Source organism: Frankia sp. QA3 (genome assembly GCF_000262465.1).
Taxonomy (GTDB): Bacteria; Actinomycetota; Actinomycetes; order Frankiales; family Frankiaceae; genus Frankia.
The window spans coordinates 992,766-1,011,345 of record NZ_CM001489.1 but is presented as its reverse complement, the minus strand read 5'-3'; the positions used below and the strand labels follow the sequence as shown (position 1 = coordinate 1,011,345).

The following is an 18,580-nucleotide window of genomic DNA, read 5'->3' as shown; positions in this document are numbered from 1 at the left end:
CGGCTCCGTACACGGGCGATTACGGAAAAACCTGCCTCCAAAGTCCTCATCCACAGGCTTCCGGCTCGTCCACAGATGGCCATGTGCCGCTGCCCGGGAGCCGAAGGGCGGGCCAGGCTGGCGGGGTGGACCTTCCCGTGCTCCCGCACTCCGTGCGTCGGCTCGCTGCCCGACAGGACGGCCTGCTCAGGTGGGCGAGGAGGACCGGGGCGGCCCGTCGGGACCGGACGCGCCGGCGCACCGCCCGACGCGCGCATCCTCGGGCGCGGGGAGGACGACCCGCGCGCAGGCCGACCGGCGAGTCACGGCGCCCTCCGGCGAACCGGTCCACCTTCTGCTCCCCCGATCCGCTCACGCGGCCGCCGACATCGTCGGTCTCATCCGGCATCTGGGCGCCTGTCGCCCCGACGAATGGCAGCTATGGCGCGGCATCCCCGTCACCACCGCCGAGCGCACGCTGGCGGACCTGGTCCTGGCCGGCGATCGGGAGACCGCCGTGAGCCTGCTGGACGCCGCGCTGCACCAACGGCGAGTGCCGGACATCGACGCCGTGCTCAGGTCGGCAGCCGGCCGACGGGGAGTGGTCGCGCGTCGGGACTGGTTTCGCGCTCGTCGACGGGCGGGCCGAGTCGCCCCTGGAGACGCGGCTACGCCTGCTGCTGCTCGACGCCGGCCTGCCGCCGGAGGAGCTGCAGTGGCAGGTGTGGGGTCCCAGGAGCCCGACGACGGACAAGCCGACGGGGCTCGTGGGCGTCGGCCTCCTCGAAGGGACGCCGGACGACCTGCCGCAGCAGGACCGGGCCCTGGGAGGCCGTCCAGTCGCCCGGCTCGACCTCGCCTGGCCGAGCCGGCTGGTCGCCGTGGAGGCGGACGGCGCCGCCTACCACCGCCAGCCGCGCGCGCTGTTCCGCGACCGCGCGCGGCAGAACGACCTGCTCTCGGTCGGCTGGACCCTGCTGCGTTTCACCTGGGCCGATGTGCTGGGCCGCCCGGCGGGCGTCGTCGATCTGGTGGGACGCGCGCTGGCACTGGCAGATGCCGCGGTCAGCTCGCCACCGGCCGGGCGCTCAGCAGCTCGTCGAGCAGATCGAGGGTGACGTCGTGCAGGCTGGCGACGATCGCGGCGAGGCCGGCGGGCACGGGCTCGGCGGTATCCGGACCGGCGGGGTGGCTCGGGCCGGAACCGGTCGCGGCGCCGGCGGGGATGACCGAGGGCGCCACATCGGCGGGCGGCGCGGGGGCGGGCGGCGCGGGGGCGGTGGGGGCGAGCAGGTCCGGCATGGAGGGGACCAGGACGGTCGCGCAGCCGGCGGCCACGCCGGCGCGGGCGCCCGACGGGCTGTCCTCCAGGACGACGCAGCGCCGCGGGTCCACGCCGAGCAGGCGGGCGGCGGTCAGGTAGGGCTCGGGATCCGGCTTGCGCCGGCTCACCTCGTCGCCGGCCACCGTCGTCGCGAAGAGGTCGCGGCCGATGACGCCGAGCACGGGGTCCATCAGGTCCCGGAAGGACGAGGAGACCAGCGCCGCCGGGACGGCGCGCTCCCGCAGGGTGGCGAGCAGCTCGACGGCGCCGGGCTGCGGGACGATCACACCAGGCTCGCGGAACAGTTCGGCGGAGCGTCGCAGCAGGAAACGCTCCGTAGCCGGGACGTCGGCCGGCGGCCGGCCGAGCATCGACACCATGATCGGCACTGCCGTGTCGATGCCGTGGCCGATCATCGCCCGCTTCATCGCCGGCGTGAACTCGCCGCCGAGACGCGCCGCAGCCTCGTGCTCGGCGACGGTCCAGATCGGTTCGGTGTCGACGAGCAGGCCGTCCATGTCGAAGAAGACCGCCGCGAGGCTTCCCACGTTCGCTCCTAGCTCGAATCGGCGCGCCCCGGATGGTTCCGGATGCGCGGGACGACATGCCTTGCCTGGACGCGGGTCGCCGCCTGCCGATTGCCCACGCCGGCCGGTCGCGCCCGGGGGATCTCCGGCCTGGAGAGGGCCCCGCTCCGCCCGGTACGGACCGGTCCTGTCCGTATGCTGCCGGATCGCGGCCGCACATCGGCGGGCGGGCGGCACACCGGGCTCGGAAAGCCGGGCTTGCCGAAGGCGAGCCGGGCCGGGGCAGACGGGACTCGGGACCCGGCCTACGGTGCTCGAGACACGGCACACGGGGCTCGAGACACGGCCTACGGGCTCGAGACACGGCCTACGGGCTCGAGACACGGCCCACGGGCTCGAGACACGGCCCACGGGCTCGAGACACGGCACAAGGGGCTCGGATTACGGCGCTCGGGATACGGGGCCTCGGGGCACGGGCGGGCCTCGGGGCACGGGGCCCTGGATCCGGGGCGCGGCCCGTCCGGGCGACCGGGACCTGAGGATCTCGTTACACCGCTCGTCGGCGGGAATGCCGCACGGGAAGGGGGCGGCGCCCGGCAACATGGGGACCATGGCGCCAGAGGGCCTCCGGCACACGTCGGGACAGGACGGACAGCGGATCATCGGACATCCGCCGGGCACCGCGGCAGCGGTCGCCTCAGTGCGGGCGGCCGCCGCGCCGGGGCAGCCCGCCGCGGGCGCCGATCGCCGCGGGCCTGCGCCCGTCCGCTCGGCGGCGCGCCCGGCCGGGAATGGTGTCGTCGGACCGCGGGTTGGCGAGGACGCGGCCAGGGGTGGCCGGGTGAGCGTGGCCATCCGTTGGGGTGGTAGGACGGGCGGCGCGGGAGTCAACGGTGGCGGTGCGGCTGGGCGCGGCGGGCGCGCGCTGCCCCTACCGGAGCGGGCGGGGCCGCGGCGGACGCCGGGGTTGAGAGACGAGCCGGGAGACGGGAGTGAGCGGGTGTCGCAACGACGACAGTCCTCGCTGCGACCGTTCGCCTTCCCGCGGCAGCGGGTACTCGTCGGGAGCCGGTACGGTGCAGCCACCGCGTCGATCCGGAACGGATGTCCGATCCGCCCGGCGTTGTTCGTCATCGCCAGACCGAGGAAAGGCGTTCCCACGAGAACACCGGCAGACTGGTCCCGCGGAGGTTCACCGCGGGCGAGGGCAGGTTCCCCACCGGATGCAAGGAGGGCTGACGTAACGGATGTCGGCTCTGGGCAGGAGTCGTCTCCGTGAGGACGTACCGTTGCACTGTCACGGGGGCAGTGGGCCGCCGCTGGGCGGCAGGAGGTGGTAGGTGATCGAGTTCTCCGGCGTCGGTCAACTGCGGTCGCCGGTCGTGGTAGCCGCCTTCGAGGGTTGGAACGACGCCGCCGACGCGTCCTCTGCCGCCGTGGAGCATCTGGAGACGGCGTTCAAGGCCCGGGTGATCGGTGCGATCGACCCGGACGACTACTACGACTTCCAGGTGAACCGGCCGACGGTGAGCGGAACCGACGGGGCGTCCCGGAAGATCACCTGGCCGACCACCCGGCTGTCGGTGGCGCGGCCGCCGAAGTCGGAGACGGACCTGGTGCTCATCCGCGGGCTGGAGCCGAACATGCGCTGGCGCGGCTTCACCGACGAGCTGATCGAGGCGGTGCACGCCCTCGGTAGCGACATGGTGATCTCGCTCGGTGCGCTGCTCGCGGACTCCCCCCACACCCGTCCGGTGCCCATCAGCGGGACGGCCGGGGACGCGGCGACGGCGGCGAGGCTCGGGTTGGAGCCGTCGCGCTACGAGGGTCCGACCGGCATCGTCGGCGTCTTCGGTGAGGCGTGCGCGCGGGCGGAGCTGGCGTCGGTGTCATTCTGGGCGGCGGTGCCGCACTACGTCGCGAACCCGCCGTGCCCGAAGGCGACGCTCGCCCTGCTGCGGCGGGTGGAGGACCTGCTCGACATCGAGATCCCGCTCGGGGATCTGCCGGAGCGGGCGAAGGCGTGGGAGCGTCAGGTCGACGAGCTCGCCGCGGGGGACACCGAGGTCGCCGAGTACGTCCGCTCGCTGGAGTCCCGGGAGCCGGAGACGGCGCTACCGGAGGCCAGCGGCGACGCGATCGCCCGCGAGTTCGAACGCTACCTGCGACGCCGCGGGCAGTAATTCCGCTCACACCCTGACTCCGCCCGGCGGCCGGACCCGCCCAGTCCGACCAGGTCCGGGCCGCCGGCAGTCCAGGTGGTCGGGACCTGCCCGCAGTCCAGGTGGTCGGGACCGAACGGCCGCCCGGACGGTCGGGGCCTCGACGGTCCCGGGCCGAGCCGGCCGGGCGGTCCCAAGCCGGGCCGGGCGGCGGCGCGTGGAATCCGCCGCCGCCGCGGACGGGGGCGGCGGCCTACTCCTCGACGATCTCGGCGTCGATGATGTCCTCGTCGGCGCCTCGCCGGAAGGGGACGCCGGCGGTGCTGGCCGCCGGCTCCCGCGGCGCGGTGCTCACCGGGTACGGCTCGGCGTCGGCGACGTCGCCCTGCCGATGCCGGCCAGGCGGGCGCCGGCCGAGCCCGGATGCGCCCGCGCGGCCCGCGACCCGACCGGCCGCCGCGCCAGCACCGACGGTCGGGCCGGCGGCGCCCACGGCCGGCCCACCGGCGTCGGCGGCACCGCCGGACGCCCCGAAGACGCCAGCCGCCTCCCAGGCCGAACCGGCGCCCGCCGCCCCCGGCCAGCCCGGGCCGTGCTGGCCGGGGGCGGCTGGGGACGTCGCCGCGTCGGGGTTACCGGCCGCCCTGGGCGGCGGGGGTGGCGCGCCGACGGGGGGCGTGGACGGCATCGTCGGCCCGTCCACCACCGTCGGCGCCGTCGTCTCCGGCCCGCCCGGGAAGCCGCCGCCGGTTGCCTGCGCCGCGGAGGCGCCGGGAACGAAACCGTCCGGCGTAGCGCCGGTGGGGAAGCCGCCGGCGGCTGCCGGGTCGCCGGGTCCGCCCGCTTCCGGCGGGGCCGTGCCGGCGCGGGCCAGGTCGGTGACGGCGCGGTCGACCTCGTCGGAGCCGAGGATGCGGCGCAGCCGCAGCACCGCTCCGATGATCTCGCCCTGTTGGTGGCGAAGCGTGTCGAGGGACGCGGAGCTGCGGGCGATCTCGTCCGCCAGCTCCCGGTGGCGTTCGAGGGCGAGCCGACGGCTCTCCTCCACCGCGTCGAGCAGAAGCTTCTCGGCCTGCTCGCGGGCCTCGCGGACGATCGGATGGTTCGCCCCGGCGTCCTCGATCACCTCCTCCAGGGCCGACTCGGCGATCTGGCGGGCGCCGTCGATGATCTCGTCGGCCTCCCGCTGGGCGATGGCGAGCATCTGCCCGATCCGGCCGCCGGCCTGGGCGGCGAACTCCTCGGTGCCGGCGACGCCCGCATTGCGCTCCCGCTCGTGCCTCAGCGCGCTCTCGGCGGCGGCCGCGCGCGAGGTCACCTGGCTGGCGTAGCGCCACAGCGTGGCGAGGTAGTCGTCCACCTGGCGCGGGTCGTAGCCGTGGGCGACCTCGTCGAAGGCGGGTCGTTCGGTCGCTGCCCCGGGATCTGTCCTGCGGTGGTGAGCCCCCATCCCTCAGCTCCCTCTGGGTCGGACGGGTTCAAGGTCTACACCGAGCAGTGTGTCAACGAGACGAGCGACGAGTGCGGGCGCCTCCCCCCCGGCACCCGCCGCACCGCCGAAACCGCGAGAGGACGTGCCGGCCGGGCCACCGGCGTCGGTTCCACCGGCGTCGGCGAGCGCCGCCTCGACCCAGGCATCGACCGCGGCGAGGGCGCCGGGGGCGTCGAGGTCGTCGGCGAGCCGCTCCCGGACGGTGGCCAGCACGGGCGTCGCGTCCGGGCCGGCGGGCAGGGCGACGGCGGCCCGCCACCGCTCGACCCGGGCCACCGCGTCCGCCAGCAGGCCCGCGGTCCACTCCCAGTCGTCGGTGTGGCGGTGGTCGAGCAGGGCGAGGCGCAGCGCGGCCAGGTCCGTCCCGGCGCGGCGCAGCCGGGAGACGAACTCCAGGTTGCCGCGCGACTTCGACATCTTGTGGCCGTCGAGGCTGACCATCGCGGTGTGCACGTAGCTGCGGGCGAACGGGCGGGCACCGGCGGCGACCTCGGCGTGCGCGGCGCTGCACTCGTGGTGCGGGAAGGACAGGTCGGTGCCCCCGCCCTGGATGTCGACGACACCGCCGAGGTGGTGGCGGGCGATCGCCGAGCACTCGATGTGCCAGCCCGGGCGGCCGGGACCGAACGGGGAGGGCCACGACGGCTCCCCGGGGCGCTGCGCCCGCCACAGCAGCGGGTCCAGGGGGTCCTTCTTGCCGGCGCGCTGCGGATCGCCGCCCCGCTCGGTGCAGATCGCGAGCATCTCGGCCCTGGACAGGTGGGAGATGTCGCCGAAGGCGGGGGCGGCGGCGATGGAGAAGTACAGGTCGTCGTCGACGTGGTAGGCCGCGCCCCGGTCGACGAGCTCGGCGACCATGTCGACGATCATCGGGATGGCCTCGACCACACCGACGTAGGCGTCCGGGGGGAGCATCCGCAGCGCGGTCATGTCCTCGCGGAACAGCGCGATCTCCCGGGCGGCGAGGTCACGCCAGTCCAGGCCGTCCCGGTCGGCCCGCTCCAGCAGGGGATCATCAATATCTGTAACATTCTGTACATAAAGGACGGTATGACCGGCATCCCGCAGGACCCGCTGCGCGAGGTCATACGTCAGATACGTGAAGGCATGGCCCAGGTGCGTCGCGTCATACGGCGTGATGCCGCAGACGTAGAGGCGAGCCGTGGGCGCGGAATCCAGGGCCCGCACGCTCGACGTGGCCGTGTCGAAGATCCGCAAGGGCCGGCCGCGGCCTGGAAGTGGACGTATCGGAGGAGATGGCCACGCCTGCATGCGTGTCAGAGTAACCGCGAACGGCTCCGCCGGCGGGCACAAGACGGGTAACCACCCCGTAACCGACCTGCGAAAACGGCCAGCCGAGCAGACGTCACCGTCAGTAAGCTGACGATTTAGAACGGCGGCCACGGGATCGGCGGCCAGTCCCCCGAGGGCAGCGGGAAACGGCCCTCGTCGAGCAGCCGGTCCACCCGGGCGGCCAACGCGTCGACCTCGGTGACGGTGAGCAGCTGCGCGAGCCGGTCGCCGAGGTCGCCGGCGAGCGCCTCGCGCAGGCAGCCGAGCAGGGCCGTCTCCTCGGCGACCAGCCGCCGGCCCCGCCACGTCCACAGCAGCGTGCGCAGCTTGACCTCGGCGTGGAAGGTGACGCCGTGGTCGATGCCGTGGATGCGCCCAGACGGCGCGGGCAGCAGGTGGCCGCCCTTGCGGTCGGCGTTGTTGATGACGGCGTCGAACAGCGCGATCCGGCGCAGCTGCGGGTCGTCGGAGCGGGTGAGGGCGACCAGGTCGACGGTGACGTCGGTGTCGATCCACAGCTGGACCATGCCCTCGCCGAACGGACCGTCGCGCACGATCGTCGGCGGCACGATCCCGAGGTCGAGATGGGCGGAGACCTCGTAGGCGGCCAGCTCGCGGGCGGCGAGGGTGCCGTCGGGGAAGTCCCACAGCGCCCGTTCGCCGCGCACCGGCTTGTAGACGCAGCGCCCGGCCACCTCGCCCGCGGTGATGTCGCAGTACAGCGTCGTGTTGCTGGCGTCGGTGAGCCTGGCGCTGACCGTCAGCTCGCCGCGGCGCAGCAGGTCGAGGGCGGCGGGGGCGTCGAGGCCGCCGCCGTCGATCGGATCGAGTGACGGCCGCCGCCCCGGAGTGGGACCCGCCGCGGGAACACCCATCAGCCCAGTGTGTCCGCTGTGCGCCGGCTCTGTCGCCGGGTCCGGATAGTGAGCGGGGTCTCTCCAGCCCGAACCCGCACGCCGCGGTCCCGGCCGGTCCCCGGGGCCGGCGCCCGACCGGGCGTGCCGCGCAGGGGCAGGGCGCGCAGGGTCAGGGGCAGGGCGTGCAGGGGCAGGGCGTGCAGGGGCAGGGCGTGCAGGGGCAGGGCGTGCAGGGGCAGGGCGTGCAGGGGCAGGGCGCGCATCAGTGCCGGTGCCCGTTCTGTCGCGGGCAGACGTGGCCGTCGTCGAGCGGCAGGCCGCACAGCGGACACGCCGGGCGACCGGCGGCGACGAGCAGCCCCGCCCGACGGGCGAAGGCCCGGGCGGGGCCCGCCTGCAGCAGAACCCGCAGCGCGTCGGGGCCGTCGGGGTCGTCGCTGAACCCGGGGACCGACTCGTCGCCACCTGCCGCCTGCGCCTCGACGACGACCCGGCTGCCGCGCGGATCCCACCCGAGGGCGATCGTGGCGACCCGGAACTCCGCCTCGATCGGCTGCTCCAGCGGCGAGGTGTCAGGCGCGGCCGCGGGGTCGGCCGACCCGATCGCGACCCCGCGGCGGCCCAGCTCGTCGAGCAGCTCGGTGAGCTGCTCGGCCAGCAGGGCGACCTGGGTCTTCTCGACCGCGACCGTGACGAGCCGCGCGTCGGTCCGGGCCTGCAGGTAGAACACGCGGGCGCCGGGCGAGCCGACGGTGCCCGCGACGAACCGTTGCGGCGGGTCGAAGACGTGTATCCGGCGCGCCATGGTGGGTCAGACCGCCCCGCCGCCCGCGGGGGGCGGGTAGGACCCGGCGCCGCCGCCGACGACCTCGTCGGGACTCAGTGCCGGACGGGGCGCCGCCTCGTCCCCGGCGGCCGAGCCGACGGCGCCGTCAGTGCCGGCGCCGCCCGCGCCGCCCGCGCCGGCCTCCCCCTCGGGCTTGGGGGGCGCCGGGAGCAGCTCGGCGACATCGCCACCGATGTCGTTGATCCGCCGGACGAACGGTCGCCGCTCGCCGTAGCGGATCACCGTCAGCGAGCACGGGTCGACGGTGATGCGGTGGTACATGTCGAGGTGCATGCCCAGGGCGTCGGCGACGATCGTGCGGATGACGTCGCCGTGCGAGCACAGCAGCCAGGTCGCGTCCGGGCCGAGCCGGTCGTTCCACTCCCGCACCGCGGTGACGCCGCGGGCCTGGGTGTCGCGCAGCGCCTCCCCCTCGGGGCCGGGGAACACCACGGCGCTGGGATGGCTCTGCACCACCGCCCACAGCGGGTCCTTGGCCAGGACGGCGAGCTCCTGCCCGGTCCAGTCGCCGTAGCGGCACTCCCCGAACCGCTCGTCGACGGCGACCGGCTGGACGCCGCCGGCGGCCTGCGGACCGTCGGGCCGGCGGGCCGCGATCGTGCCCGCCGTCTCCCGGCAGCGCTCCAACGGGCTGCTGACGATCGCGGCGAGCGGGATGTCCGCGAGCCGACCCGCCAGGTCCGAGGCCTGCCGCCGGCCCCGCTCGTCCAGGCTGACGCCGGGGGTCCAGCCGAGGAGGATCTTGCCCGTGACGGCGGTCAGGCCGTGGCGGACCAGCAACACAGTGGTCAACCGGTCGGTCCCTTCAAGGTAGGACGGGTCCGCGACGCAGCCGGACCCGCGGGCGGCCAGGACCGGGCTCGGCGCGAGGCCGCGGCGCCGGACACGCCGGGTGCGGACCACGGCGCGCCCTGGCACGGCCACCGGTGGTACCACGCTACCCAGCGGGCTTCGTCGGGCGCCGAGTGGTGCGTCGTTACGCTTCCCGGCATGCCCGACGAGTACCTGACCGCCGCCCCGGGACCCGATCCCGCCCCGGGAGCCGACTCCACCGGGCGGCCCGGCCCCGCCGCCGGACCAGACCCGGGTCACGCTGCCATCTCAGGTCACGCTGCCACCTCAGGTCACGCTGCCACCTCAGGTCACGCTGCCACCTCGGGTCACGAGGCCGGCACCGGAACCGGCGTGGGAGCCGATCCGGCCGGTGCCGAGGCCTCCGCGGACCCGGCGGCGGTGTTCTCCGCGTTCTGCGAGGCCGCGCTGTGGCCGGGGCTGGGCCGCACGACGGCCACCCGCCTGCCCGCCGCCGGCATCACCCGGCCCGAGCATGTCGACGTCGGCCGGCTCGGCGCCGTCGAGGGGGTCAACGGCCCGCGGGCCCGCCGGCTCGCGGACAGCTTCCGCGCCGCGGCGGGCACGTACGCGGTCGTCGAGCTGCTCGTCGCGGCGGACCTCCCGGCCCGCCTGGCCCGCGGGGCCACCGACCGGCTCGGCCCGACTGCCGCCGAGGTCCTGCGGGCCGACCCGTGGATGCTGCTGACCGCCGCCGACGCCGAGATCGGCCAGGCCGACCGGTTCGCCCGCCGCCGCGGGCTGCACCGCGACGACCCGCGGCGCGGCCCGGCGGTGCTCACCCATCTGCTGGGCCGGGCGGCGACGCGGGCCGGGGACACCGCCGGCCCGGTCGACGCCGTGCTGCGCGCCGCCGCCCGGGAGGGGGTGGCCGATCCGCGCCGGGCGCTGGACGCCGCTCTCGACGACGGGCGGATCATCGCCGTCGGCGACCGGATAGCGCTGGAGCGCTACGCGATGGCCGAGCAGTCCATCGCCGACGGCGTCGAACGGCTGGTGGCCACCGCCGAGCCGCTGCGCGCGGGCGTGCCCAGGGTGCGCCGCCGCCCGGAGGACGACGACGGCGACGATGAAGCGGACGGTTCGCACGCCGCGGCCGCGCCGCCGCCGACCGCGCTGATGTTCGACGACGAGGACGCCGCGGGCGACGACCCGCCGACCGCGGGGAACCGCGCGCAGGACGACACCGGGCCGGGCGACGGGTCCGAGGCCGGGGACGCGGATGGCCCGGCCGGCCCGACAGACCCGGCAGGATCGGCCGGCGGGGCCGGGGACGACCCGGTGGGCGACCTGGACGAGGTGCAGCTCGCCGCGGCGCGGGCGGCACTGGAGTCGGGGGTCAGCGTGCTCACCGGCGGGCCGGGAACGGGCAAGAGCCGCACCGTCGCCGCCGTCGTCCGCCTCGCCTGGGCGGCGGACGCGCAGGTCGCGCTCGCCGCGCCGACCGGTCGGGCCGCCAAGCGGCTGGAGGAGCTGTGCGGGGCGCCGGCGAGCACCCTGCACCGGCTGCTCGGCGCGCAGGGGCGCAGCGGCGGCTTCGCCCGTGGCGAGCACAACCCGATCGACGCCGACCTGGTCGTCGTCGACGAGGCGTCGATGCTCGACGCGGAGCTCGCCGCCGCGCTGCTCGACGCCTGCGCCGACGGCACCCACCTGATGTTCGTCGGGGACCCCGCCCAGTTGCCGAGCATCGGACCGGGCCAGGTCCTCACCGATCTGCTGGAGTCCGGCGAGGTCCCGGTGACGGAGCTGCGCCGGCTCTACCGGCAGGTCGACGGCGGGGCGATCGCGATGATGGCCGCCGCGGTGCGCGGCGGGGAGCTGCCGCCGCCACCACCGGGCCCCGGCCGCGAGGTGGTCGTCGTCCCCTCGGGCAGCTCCGGGGAGGCAGCGCACCGCACCGTGCAGCTCGTCACCGACTCGATCCCGCGGGCGTTGGGAATCCCCGTCGCCGACATCCAGGTCGTCACGCCGGTGCATGCCGGGCCGGCCGGCACGAGAGCGCTGAACGCGGCGCTCAAACGCGTCCTCAACCCGGGCGCGGGCGCCGTGTCGGGGTTCGACGTCGGGGACCGGGTGGTGGCCACGGCCAACCACATCGACGTGGGGTTCGCCAACGGCGAGATCGGCACCGTCGTCGCCGCGGGCGAGCGCGGGGCGTTGCGGGTCGCCTTCCCGGGCGGGGTCGTCGAGGCGCCCGCGGGGGTCCTCGGGGATCTGCGGCACGGCTGGGCGGTGACGGTGCATCGGGCGCAGGGCAGCGAGTGGCCGGCGGTCGTCGCCGTCTTCCCGCCGGAGGCCGGCCGGATGCTGACCCGCCCGCTGATCTACACCGCGCTCACCCGGGCGGCGACGCACCTGTCGATCGTCACCGTGAACGGCCCCGCCGTGCGCAACGCGGTGCGCAACGCAGGCGGGCGGCGGCGGCTGACGTCGCTTGCCGCCCTGCTCGCCGGGGAGATTGCCGGCGAGCTGGCCGAGGACGACGAGGACCTGGAGGACGGGGACCTGGAGGACGGGGACCTGGAGGACGGGGACCTGGACGGCCGGGGCCCGAACCGCGAGGGCCCGGACGGCGCCCGGTCCGGCGGTGCGGCGGCGGGGAGCGGCCTCGAACGTCTCGGGACCGGTGCCGCGGCGTTGCGCGCACGGGCCGCCGGCGCCGGGGTGACCGGCGGATGACAGGCTGATGGCGGGGCGACGGCGGACGGACATCGCCGCCGCGGGAGCCTGCGCTACCCCCGACGCGTCGGGGGCCCCCGACGGGAGGCAAGATCGTGCATCATGAGGGTGACTACTCCACCCCGTGAAGGGGGCGGCTTCTCAGACTGCGAACGCGGCTTGTGTTCTGCGGTTGTCGGCGTGGCAGTGTCCGCACGCCGCGCAGGTACGGGAAGTGTTGGCGGGGTTCACCCCGGCCGCCGCGCCGGTCGCCGGGAGCGGCTCGGCGGGCACCCCGTCGCAGGACAGCAGCGCATACCAGCGACAGCCCTCCCGTTTGACCCTGATCGTCTCGACGGTGCCGAGCACAGGCCGGTGCTGGTTGACCTTGACGTGGCCGTCCTTCGGCCACTCCACGCTGTCGAACCAGCCGGCGCCCTTGCAGCGGGGGTAGCCGGGCTTCTTCCCGGCCTTGACGCGCCCGAACGTCCGCCTCACAGCCGCTGCCTGTGCCACGGCCGCTCGTACTGGGTGTCGATGTACCGGCGGACCGTGTCCGCCGAGACCGCACCCACAACGGCGACGCCACACGACCGCGACCACACAGTCACCAGCCGACTGTGCACCTGCGGGAACTCGACACGCAGGACCCGGCCAGTGAACCCCTTGAGCTGGTTGGCCACATACGACGGGGAGTGCTTCGGATGAGCCTTCACGAACAGCTACACATGACCGGGCACGACGTCCAACGCGACGACCGGCCAGTCGTGCTCCGCACACTTCTCGCGGACCAGCTCGTCACACCGGTCACGGACCGGGCCGGTGAACACGGGTCGGCGGTACTTCGGACACCACACGACGTGATACCCAAGGTCGTCAACATACCCAAGGTCGTCAACGTACCCAAGGTCGTCAACGTACCCAAGGTCGTCAACGCCTCCCGCGCCCGCCGTCACCCGACAGACCATGATCCGAGTATGCCAGTGCCGTACATCTATCAGGGTTACGGTCCGTTCCCGATTCCCCGGACGCCTGAAGGCGTCAGGCTCCTCGGGGGTCTCTGATGAGTAGCGTTCCCATCGTGGACGCAGACGCACCCGGGACGCCGGCCACCGGGTCCGGGCCGACGGTTCTGCCCGGTCCGCGCTCGCCCCAGGCCTCGGACGGCGTCCCGCACGAGGGCCCCCCGAGCGACGCAGGCGTGGCGACCGTCCCCGCCGTGCCCGCCGCAGCGACCACGACGACGGCACCGGCGACGGCGACGGACACGGCGACGGACACGGCGACGGACACGGCGACGGCGACGGCGACGGCGACGGACACGGACACGGCGCCGACCAAACCCGGCGAAGGTGTGTCCGGCGACCGGCTGGCCGGCGAGGTCGTGGCCGGCGATCGGGCGCCGGCGGCCTGGCGGCGTCGGGTCGAGCGCGTCGAGCGGCTGGGGCGCGCCGCGGGGACCCGTATCGTCTCGCTGGTCCCGCGGCTGCTGCTGGCCGTCGTCGCGGTCGCGGTCGCCGTCGGCGCGGTCATGCGGTTCGCGACGCCGAGCCACCTGTGGCTGGACGAGTCGCTGACGGTCGCGATCGCCTCCCGGCCGGTGCCGGACCTGCTGCACGCGCTGCGCCACGACGGCTCACCGCCGCTGTACTACCTGCTGCTGCACGGCTGGATCCACGTCTTCGGCGACGGCGACGTCGCGGTGCGGGCCCTGTCGGGCGTGCTGTCGCTGCTCACGCTGCCGCTGGCGTGGCTCGCCGGGCGTCGCGTGGGGCGCACCGCCTTCGCCGCCGGCAACGGCGAGCGCGATGCCCCGCTGTGGGTGGGCGTGGCGACGCTGCTGATGTTCGCCTGCTCCCCGTACGCCATCCGCTACGGCAGCGAAACCCGGATGTACTCGCTGGTCGTGCTGCTGGTGCTGGTGTTCGGGTTCGCGGCGGTGCGCGCGCTGGAGCGCTCGACCCTGCCCCGGCTGGGGACACTGACGCTGGCCACGGCGGCGTTGGTCTACACCCACTACTGGACGTTCCTGCTGATCTTCACTGTGGCGGCGTTCCTGCTGTTGCAGGCCCGCCGGCGCCCGCACTACCGCCGGGTCACGCTGCGGGCGTTCGCGGCGATGGCGGCCTCGGCGGCGCTGTTCGCCCCGTGGATGCCGTCGTTCCTGTTCCAGATGCTGCACACCGGCACCCCGTGGGCGCCGAAGGTGCAGGCCCAGGTGCTGCTGGACACGGTGTTCGACTGGGCGGGGCCGCAGTCGACGGGGGCGCTGCTCGGCGTGGTGCTGCTCGGCGGGGCGCTCATCGGCCTGACCGCCCGGCCGGTCGGCAGGCAGGAGCTCGCGGTCAGGGTGACCGGCCGGGTGCCGGGCCGCTACCTGGCGGCGATCTGGCTGCTGCCGCTGGTGCTGGCGTACTTCGTGAACATGTTCGGCGGCAGCGCCTACGCCGAGCGGTACACCGGCATCGCGCTGCCGGCGTGCCTGCTGCTGGCCTCCCTGGGCATCGCCCAGCTGCCGGGGGCGAAGGTGCGGGCGATCGTGCTGGTCGTGGCCGTGTTCAGCGGTCTGGCCGGCGGCTGGCAGCTGGCCCGCACCGAACGCACCCAGGCCGGGGAGATCGCCGGGCGGATCGTCGCGCTCGCCCGGCCGGGCGACGTGGTGGCCTACTGCCCCGACCAGCTCGGCCCGGCCGTGCACCGGGCGCTGGTCCGGCACGGCCCGCTGACCGTCCGGGAGATCGTGTACGCGGACACCGCCGGCCCGGCGCTCGTCGACTGGGTCGACTACGCCGACCGGATGCAGCGGGCCAACGGCACGGCGTTCGCCGCCGAGGTCAACGGACTCGCCGGCCCCGACCACGCGGTGCTGCTCGTGCGCGCCGACGGGTACCGGTTCCTGGAAGGTGCCTGCGCGGTGCTGTCCGACCAGCTCGCGACCCTGCGCGACCGGACCGTCCAGGTCGAGCGGCGCGACCTCTACGAGGGCGCGTCCCTGGAACGCTTCTCCACGCTGCGCTGACCAGCGACGCCGCGCTGAACGGCGATGCCATCCCGAGCGACGACGCGCTGACCGGCGGCGGCCTGGGCGGGCACGATCCCGCCCAGGCCGCCGCGGCCGGAGCCAAGGGCCGCCGCGGCGAGGATCAGCAGGCCCATCGGCAGCGTGTAATGGTTGAAGAACGTCTGTTTGTTCATCAGGTTCAGGGCGAGCAGGACCAGCGCGGCCCCGAGACAGAAGCCGGTGGCGTCGCCGCGCGCCCGCCAGGCGGCGGCGTACGCCGCGACCAGCGCCACCGCGGCCGGCGCGAAGCCGAGCGTGACCCCGAAGTGCGACGCCCAGCCCGGCACGGACAGGGAGTGGCCGAGTACCCGGTAGTGCAGGTTCGTCCAGACGGCGTCGTCGACGAAGTCCCGCGGCCCGGCCAGCACCCAGGGGGCGACGAGCAGCGCCGCCGCGCCCGCGGCCACCACCGTGCGCCGCGGCCCGAACGCCGGCCAGGCCGCCGCGACCGGCAGCAGCAGGGCGATGTGCTGCTTGGTGGCCAGCGCCAAAGCAAGGGCGACGGCCGCCGTGCACCCGTGGCCGCCGCGGACGGCCAGCACCATCATGGCGAGGCAGGCGACGAGCAGCGGCTCGGTCCACGACTGCTGCAACGCGTACATCGACTCGGGAAAGATCACGACCAGCAGCGGCAGCACGGCGACCGCGACCGGCCCCCCGGCCCTGCCGCGCAGGCCGGTGGCGAGGCCGCGCGCGCAGACCGCCGCCGCCATGAGCGCCAGCAGCAGGCCGTAGCGGACGTCACCCAGCAACAGCCGCAGCGGCGCCAGCAGCACCGAGGTCAGCGGCAGGTAGGGGTAGACGTCGAACAGGCCGTCGACGGGATAGGCGGCCCGGCTCGGCGCCCACTGCTGGCGGTACATGTCCGCGCCGTGCGCCAGCCCCGACGCGGAGACCTGCAGCAGGTGGAACACGTCGATGCGGGGCGCGGGCGCCGCCCGGATCGTGGCGATCCCCGCGGCGCCCCCAAGGCCCAGCACGGCCCAGAACAGCGCGGGCGAGCCGAGCGCCCCCCGCAGCGCCACGAGGCCCGCGGCTCGCCGGCCTGTGCCGGCCGGCGGCGCGGGCAGCGCCACCAGGATCGCGGCGGCGGCGAGCAGGCCGGCGACGATCGCGAGCGCGTCGGCGGCCGCGGCCAGCGGCCCGGCGGCGTAGTAGCGGGGATGGCGCACGATCGGCCCCAGCCCGACGGTGAGCGCGACGAGCAGCCAGCCACCGACCCACGCTCGCCCGCCGGTGGAAACGCCGGCCGCGGGAGCGGGAGCGACGCCCGCAGAAGCAGCGGGCACGGCGGAAGCAGCGGGCACGGCGGGAGCAGCGGGCACGGCGGGAGCAGGAACGCCGTCCGCGGGCGCGGGCGCGGCGGTCTCGGGTCGTGGGCGGTGGCGGACGGTGGCGAGCGCGGCGGCGGCGACGCCGAGCAGGACGCCGGCCATCGCCCACGCGCCGTACCGGCCGTCCTTCGCCGCGATGCCCCAGGCGACGGCGCACCAGCCGACGAGGATCGCCGGCAGCGTCCGGCGCGGACCCGGGTCGCCACCTTCGGGCCGCGCCACGGCTGGCCGCCGCGTGCCGGCTACAGGCAAGCCCATGTCACGCACGATGCCAGAGCCGGGACAGGGTCCGGGCGGCGGACTCACCCGGGTGGACGGGTGGACAGGGGGAATAGTCCGGATGTACCACGGATGATCGTGCCGGTGACGGCGAGGGGGTGCGGGTGGGTCACAGCCGTCCGCATGCAAGACTTGCCCCCCGAGGCCGGTCCCAGGGTCCGGCGCCCCCGGTGGCCGATGCCCGGCATCCGGCCGCGGGAGTGACCATGAAGGTGTTTTGAGGAGAGGTCCGGCACAGTGACCGAAAAGCCAGAGGTAGTCGTCATCGGAGCCGGGCCGGCAGGTCTGACCGCCGGCTGGGAGCTGGTGAAACGGGACGTGCCCGTGACGATTATCGAGGGTGACTCGGTCGTCGGCGGAATCAGCCGTACCGCGGAGCGGGACGGCTGGCGTTTCGACATCGGCGGCCACCGTTTCTTCACCAAGGTGCCCGAGGTCGAGAAGCTCTGGCACGAGATCCTGCCAGACGAGGACTTCCTGCTCCGGCCACGGTCCAGCCGCATCTACTACAACGGGAAGTTCTTCGACTACCCGCTCAAGGCGACGAACGCGCTCGGCGGGTTGGGCCTGCTGGAGGCGGCGCGCTGCATCGCCTCCTACGCCGCGGCCCGGGTGCGCCCGCCGCAGGACCAGAGCAACTACGAGAACTGGTTGGTGGCCCGCTTCGGCTGGCGGCTGTACCGCACGTTCTTCAAGACCTACACCGAGAAGCTGTGGGGCGTTCCGGTCAGCGAGATGCCCTCGGACTGGGCGGCGCAGCGCATCAAGAGCCTGTCCATGATGAATGCCATCGTGAACTCGGTGATGCCCAAGCGGAACCAGACGGACATCACCTCCCTCATCGAGCAGTTCCAGTACCCGAAGTTCGGGCCCGGAATGATGTGGGAGACCGCCACCGACAAGATCGTCAAGCAGGGCGGTCGGGTGGTCTTCGAGGAAAAGGTCCGCAAGATCCACCACGCCGACGGCCGGGCGACCGGCGTCACCACCACGGTGACCGGCGGATACGGCCCGGGGGCCGGCGCGCCGGAATCGTCGCGCACCGACATCGGCAGCGAGTACCAGTACGCCGCCGACCAGATCATCTCGTCGATGTCGTTCTCGTCGCTGGTTCGCGTGATGGACCCGCCGGTGCCCGACCACGTTCTGGCCGCGGCGAACGCGCTGAAGTACCGCGACTTCCTCACCGTCGCCCTCGTGGTGCCGGAGGAGGCCGGGTTCCCGGACAACTGGATCTACATCCACTCCCCCACGGTCAAGGTCGGGCGGATCCAGAACTTCGCCTCCTGGTCGCCGTTCCTGGTGAAGGACGGGCGGACCTGCCTGGGGCTGGAGTACTTCGTCTTCGAGGGCGACGAGACGTGGAGCAGCTCGGACGAGGACCTCATCAAGCTCGCCACCAAGGAACTCGTCGAGCTCGGGCTCATCCGGGCGTCCCAGGTCGAGCAGGGATTCGTCGTGCGGATGCCGAAGGCGTACCCGTACTACGACATGCAGTACAAGAACAATGTCGATATCATTCGGGCCTGGCTGGCTGAGAACGCGCCGAACGTGCACCCGGTCGGCCGTAACGGCATGCACCGCTACAACAACCAGGACCACTCGATGCTGACCGCCATGCTGACCGTCGAGAACATCGTCGACGGTACGAAGCACGACGTCTGGGAGGTCAACGTCGAGGAGGACTACCACGAGGAGGTGTCGTCGCCCGGCGGCGGCGCGGCCAAGCGCTGACGCCCGGACCGACCGGCTGAGCGCGGCGGCTCGGCCCTCCGGGACATCCGGGTGGGCCAAGCCGCCGCGCGGCCGACGGAAGACCCGGCCGGGATCCTCGATCGCCGGCGGACGGCCGCGTCCGGCGTGCCGTCGGCGGCGGACCCGGCCAGAATGCGGGACGGTACGCTCCGCGGCG

General features: G+C 74.6%; 14 protein-coding genes and 1 pseudogene. 5 read left to right on the top strand and 10 right to left on the bottom strand.

The window, feature by feature from the left end; genetic code table 11:
• The first annotated feature begins 701 nt into the window (after positions 1-701).
• Positions 702-1,097, top strand: a complete 396-nt coding sequence (locus tag FRAQA3DRAFT_RS03940; protein ID WP_232291906.1) for an endonuclease domain-containing protein — start codon at positions 702-704, stop codon at positions 1,095-1,097.
• Here FRAQA3DRAFT_RS03940 and FRAQA3DRAFT_RS03935 read toward each other — a convergent pair.
• The gene (locus tag FRAQA3DRAFT_RS03935; RefSeq protein WP_009737777.1) at positions 1,045-1,851 is read right to left on the bottom strand and encodes an HAD family phosphatase; all 807 of its coding nucleotides are present in this window, start codon (positions 1,849-1,851) and stop codon (positions 1,045-1,047) included. The genes FRAQA3DRAFT_RS03940 and FRAQA3DRAFT_RS03935 overlap by 53 nt on opposite strands.
• A gap of 1,319 nt (positions 1,852-3,170) precedes the next feature.
• Here FRAQA3DRAFT_RS03935 and FRAQA3DRAFT_RS03930 point away from each other — a divergent pair.
• Entirely contained in the window at positions 3,171-4,013 is an 843-nt protein-coding gene (locus FRAQA3DRAFT_RS03930; protein WP_009737775.1) for a PAC2 family protein, read from the top strand.
• Between the two features lie 232 nt (positions 4,014-4,245).
• On the opposite strand, the gene FRAQA3DRAFT_RS03925 is transcribed toward FRAQA3DRAFT_RS03930, so the two are convergent.
• The 6 genes from FRAQA3DRAFT_RS03925 to FRAQA3DRAFT_RS03900 form a co-directional block, all read right to left on the bottom strand.
• Entirely contained in the window at positions 4,246-5,442 is a 1,197-nt protein-coding gene (locus FRAQA3DRAFT_RS03925; RefSeq protein WP_009737774.1) for a hypothetical protein, read from the bottom strand.
• A gap of 3 nt (positions 5,443-5,445) precedes the next feature.
• Complete coding sequence (mshC, locus tag FRAQA3DRAFT_RS03920; RefSeq protein ID WP_035920544.1) at positions 5,446-6,756, bottom strand: cysteine--1-D-myo-inosityl 2-amino-2-deoxy-alpha-D-glucopyranoside ligase; 1,311 nt, start codon at positions 6,754-6,756, stop codon at positions 5,446-5,448.
• A 116-nt stretch (positions 6,757-6,872) separates the two neighbouring features.
• Positions 6,873-7,652, bottom strand: coding sequence for an SCO1664 family protein (locus FRAQA3DRAFT_RS03915; RefSeq protein ID WP_009737772.1), 780 nt, complete (start codon positions 7,650-7,652; stop codon positions 6,873-6,875).
• Positions 7,652-7,897: a hypothetical protein gene (locus tag FRAQA3DRAFT_RS03910; protein ID WP_009737771.1), complete on the bottom strand. Its 246-nt coding sequence runs from the start codon at positions 7,895-7,897 to the stop codon at positions 7,652-7,654. The genes FRAQA3DRAFT_RS03915 and FRAQA3DRAFT_RS03910 overlap by 1 nt, the downstream gene beginning before the upstream one ends.
• On the bottom strand, positions 7,897-8,439 hold the full coding sequence (locus FRAQA3DRAFT_RS03905; RefSeq protein ID WP_009737770.1) for a DUF3090 domain-containing protein: 543 nt from the start codon (positions 8,437-8,439) through the stop codon (positions 7,897-7,899). The genes FRAQA3DRAFT_RS03910 and FRAQA3DRAFT_RS03905 overlap by 1 nt, the downstream gene beginning before the upstream one ends.
• A gap of 6 nt (positions 8,440-8,445) precedes the next feature.
• Positions 8,446-9,273 (bottom strand): histidine phosphatase family protein, encoded by an 828-nt coding sequence (locus tag FRAQA3DRAFT_RS03900; protein WP_035922147.1) that lies wholly within the window; start codon positions 9,271-9,273, stop codon positions 8,446-8,448.
• A gap of 393 nt (positions 9,274-9,666) precedes the next feature.
• On the opposite strand from FRAQA3DRAFT_RS03900, the gene FRAQA3DRAFT_RS03895 reads away from it, so the two are divergent.
• Positions 9,667-12,015 carry an ATP-dependent RecD-like DNA helicase gene (locus tag FRAQA3DRAFT_RS03895; protein WP_009737768.1) on the top strand — a complete coding sequence of 783 codons (2,349 nt, stop codon included), beginning with the start codon at positions 9,667-9,669 and terminating at the stop codon, positions 12,013-12,015.
• A gap of 141 nt (positions 12,016-12,156) precedes the next feature.
• Here FRAQA3DRAFT_RS03895 and FRAQA3DRAFT_RS03890 read toward each other — a convergent pair whose 3' ends face one another.
• Both FRAQA3DRAFT_RS03890 and tnpA read right to left on the bottom strand, forming a co-directional pair.
• Complete coding sequence (locus FRAQA3DRAFT_RS03890) at positions 12,157-12,492, bottom strand: hypothetical protein (RefSeq protein WP_051054143.1); 336 nt, start codon at positions 12,490-12,492, stop codon at positions 12,157-12,159.
• Positions 12,489-12,962 (bottom strand): annotated as a pseudogene (tnpA, locus tag FRAQA3DRAFT_RS03885) (IS200/IS605 family transposase). The gene FRAQA3DRAFT_RS03890 and the pseudogene tnpA overlap by 4 nt, the downstream one beginning before the upstream one ends.
• 95 nt (positions 12,963-13,057) lie before the next feature.
• Between tnpA and FRAQA3DRAFT_RS03880 the strand changes: the two are divergent.
• Positions 13,058-15,013, top strand: a complete 1,956-nt coding sequence (locus FRAQA3DRAFT_RS03880; RefSeq protein WP_009737767.1) for a glycosyltransferase family 39 protein — start codon at positions 13,058-13,060, stop codon at positions 15,011-15,013.
• Here FRAQA3DRAFT_RS03880 and FRAQA3DRAFT_RS03875 read toward each other — a convergent pair.
• Entirely contained in the window at positions 14,971-16,611 is a 1,641-nt protein-coding gene (locus FRAQA3DRAFT_RS03875; protein ID WP_009737766.1) for a glycosyl transferase, read from the bottom strand. The genes FRAQA3DRAFT_RS03880 and FRAQA3DRAFT_RS03875 overlap by 43 nt on opposite strands.
• 294 nt (positions 16,612-16,905) lie before the next feature.
• Between FRAQA3DRAFT_RS03875 and FRAQA3DRAFT_RS03870 the strand changes: the two genes are divergently transcribed.
• Positions 16,906-18,402: an NAD(P)/FAD-dependent oxidoreductase gene (locus FRAQA3DRAFT_RS03870; RefSeq protein ID WP_009737765.1), complete on the top strand. Its 1,497-nt coding sequence runs from the start codon at positions 16,906-16,908 to the stop codon at positions 18,400-18,402.
• The last annotated feature ends 178 nt before the right edge of the window (positions 18,403-18,580 follow it).

Bases quoted from the DNA above. Each gene is read 5' to 3' on its own strand.
- FRAQA3DRAFT_RS03880 (WP_009737767.1), top strand. From the start codon at position 13,058: ATGAGTAGCGTTCCCATCGTGGACGCAGACGCACCCGGGACGCCGGCC.
- FRAQA3DRAFT_RS03905 (WP_009737770.1), bottom strand. From the start codon at position 8,439: ATGGCGCGCCGGATACACGTCTTCGACCCGCCGCAACGGTTCGTCGCG.
- FRAQA3DRAFT_RS03910 (WP_009737771.1), bottom strand. From the start codon at position 7,897: ATGCGCGCCCTGCCCCTGCACGCCCTGCCCCTGCACGCCCTGCCCCTG.
- mshC (WP_035920544.1), bottom strand. From the start codon at position 6,756: ATGCAGGCGTGGCCATCTCCTCCGATACGTCCACTTCCAGGCCGCGGC.
- FRAQA3DRAFT_RS03925 (WP_009737774.1), bottom strand. From the start codon at position 5,442: ATGGGGGCTCACCACCGCAGGACAGATCCCGGGGCAGCGACCGAACGA.
- FRAQA3DRAFT_RS03915 (WP_009737772.1), bottom strand. From the start codon at position 7,652: ATGGGTGTTCCCGCGGCGGGTCCCACTCCGGGGCGGCGGCCGTCACTC.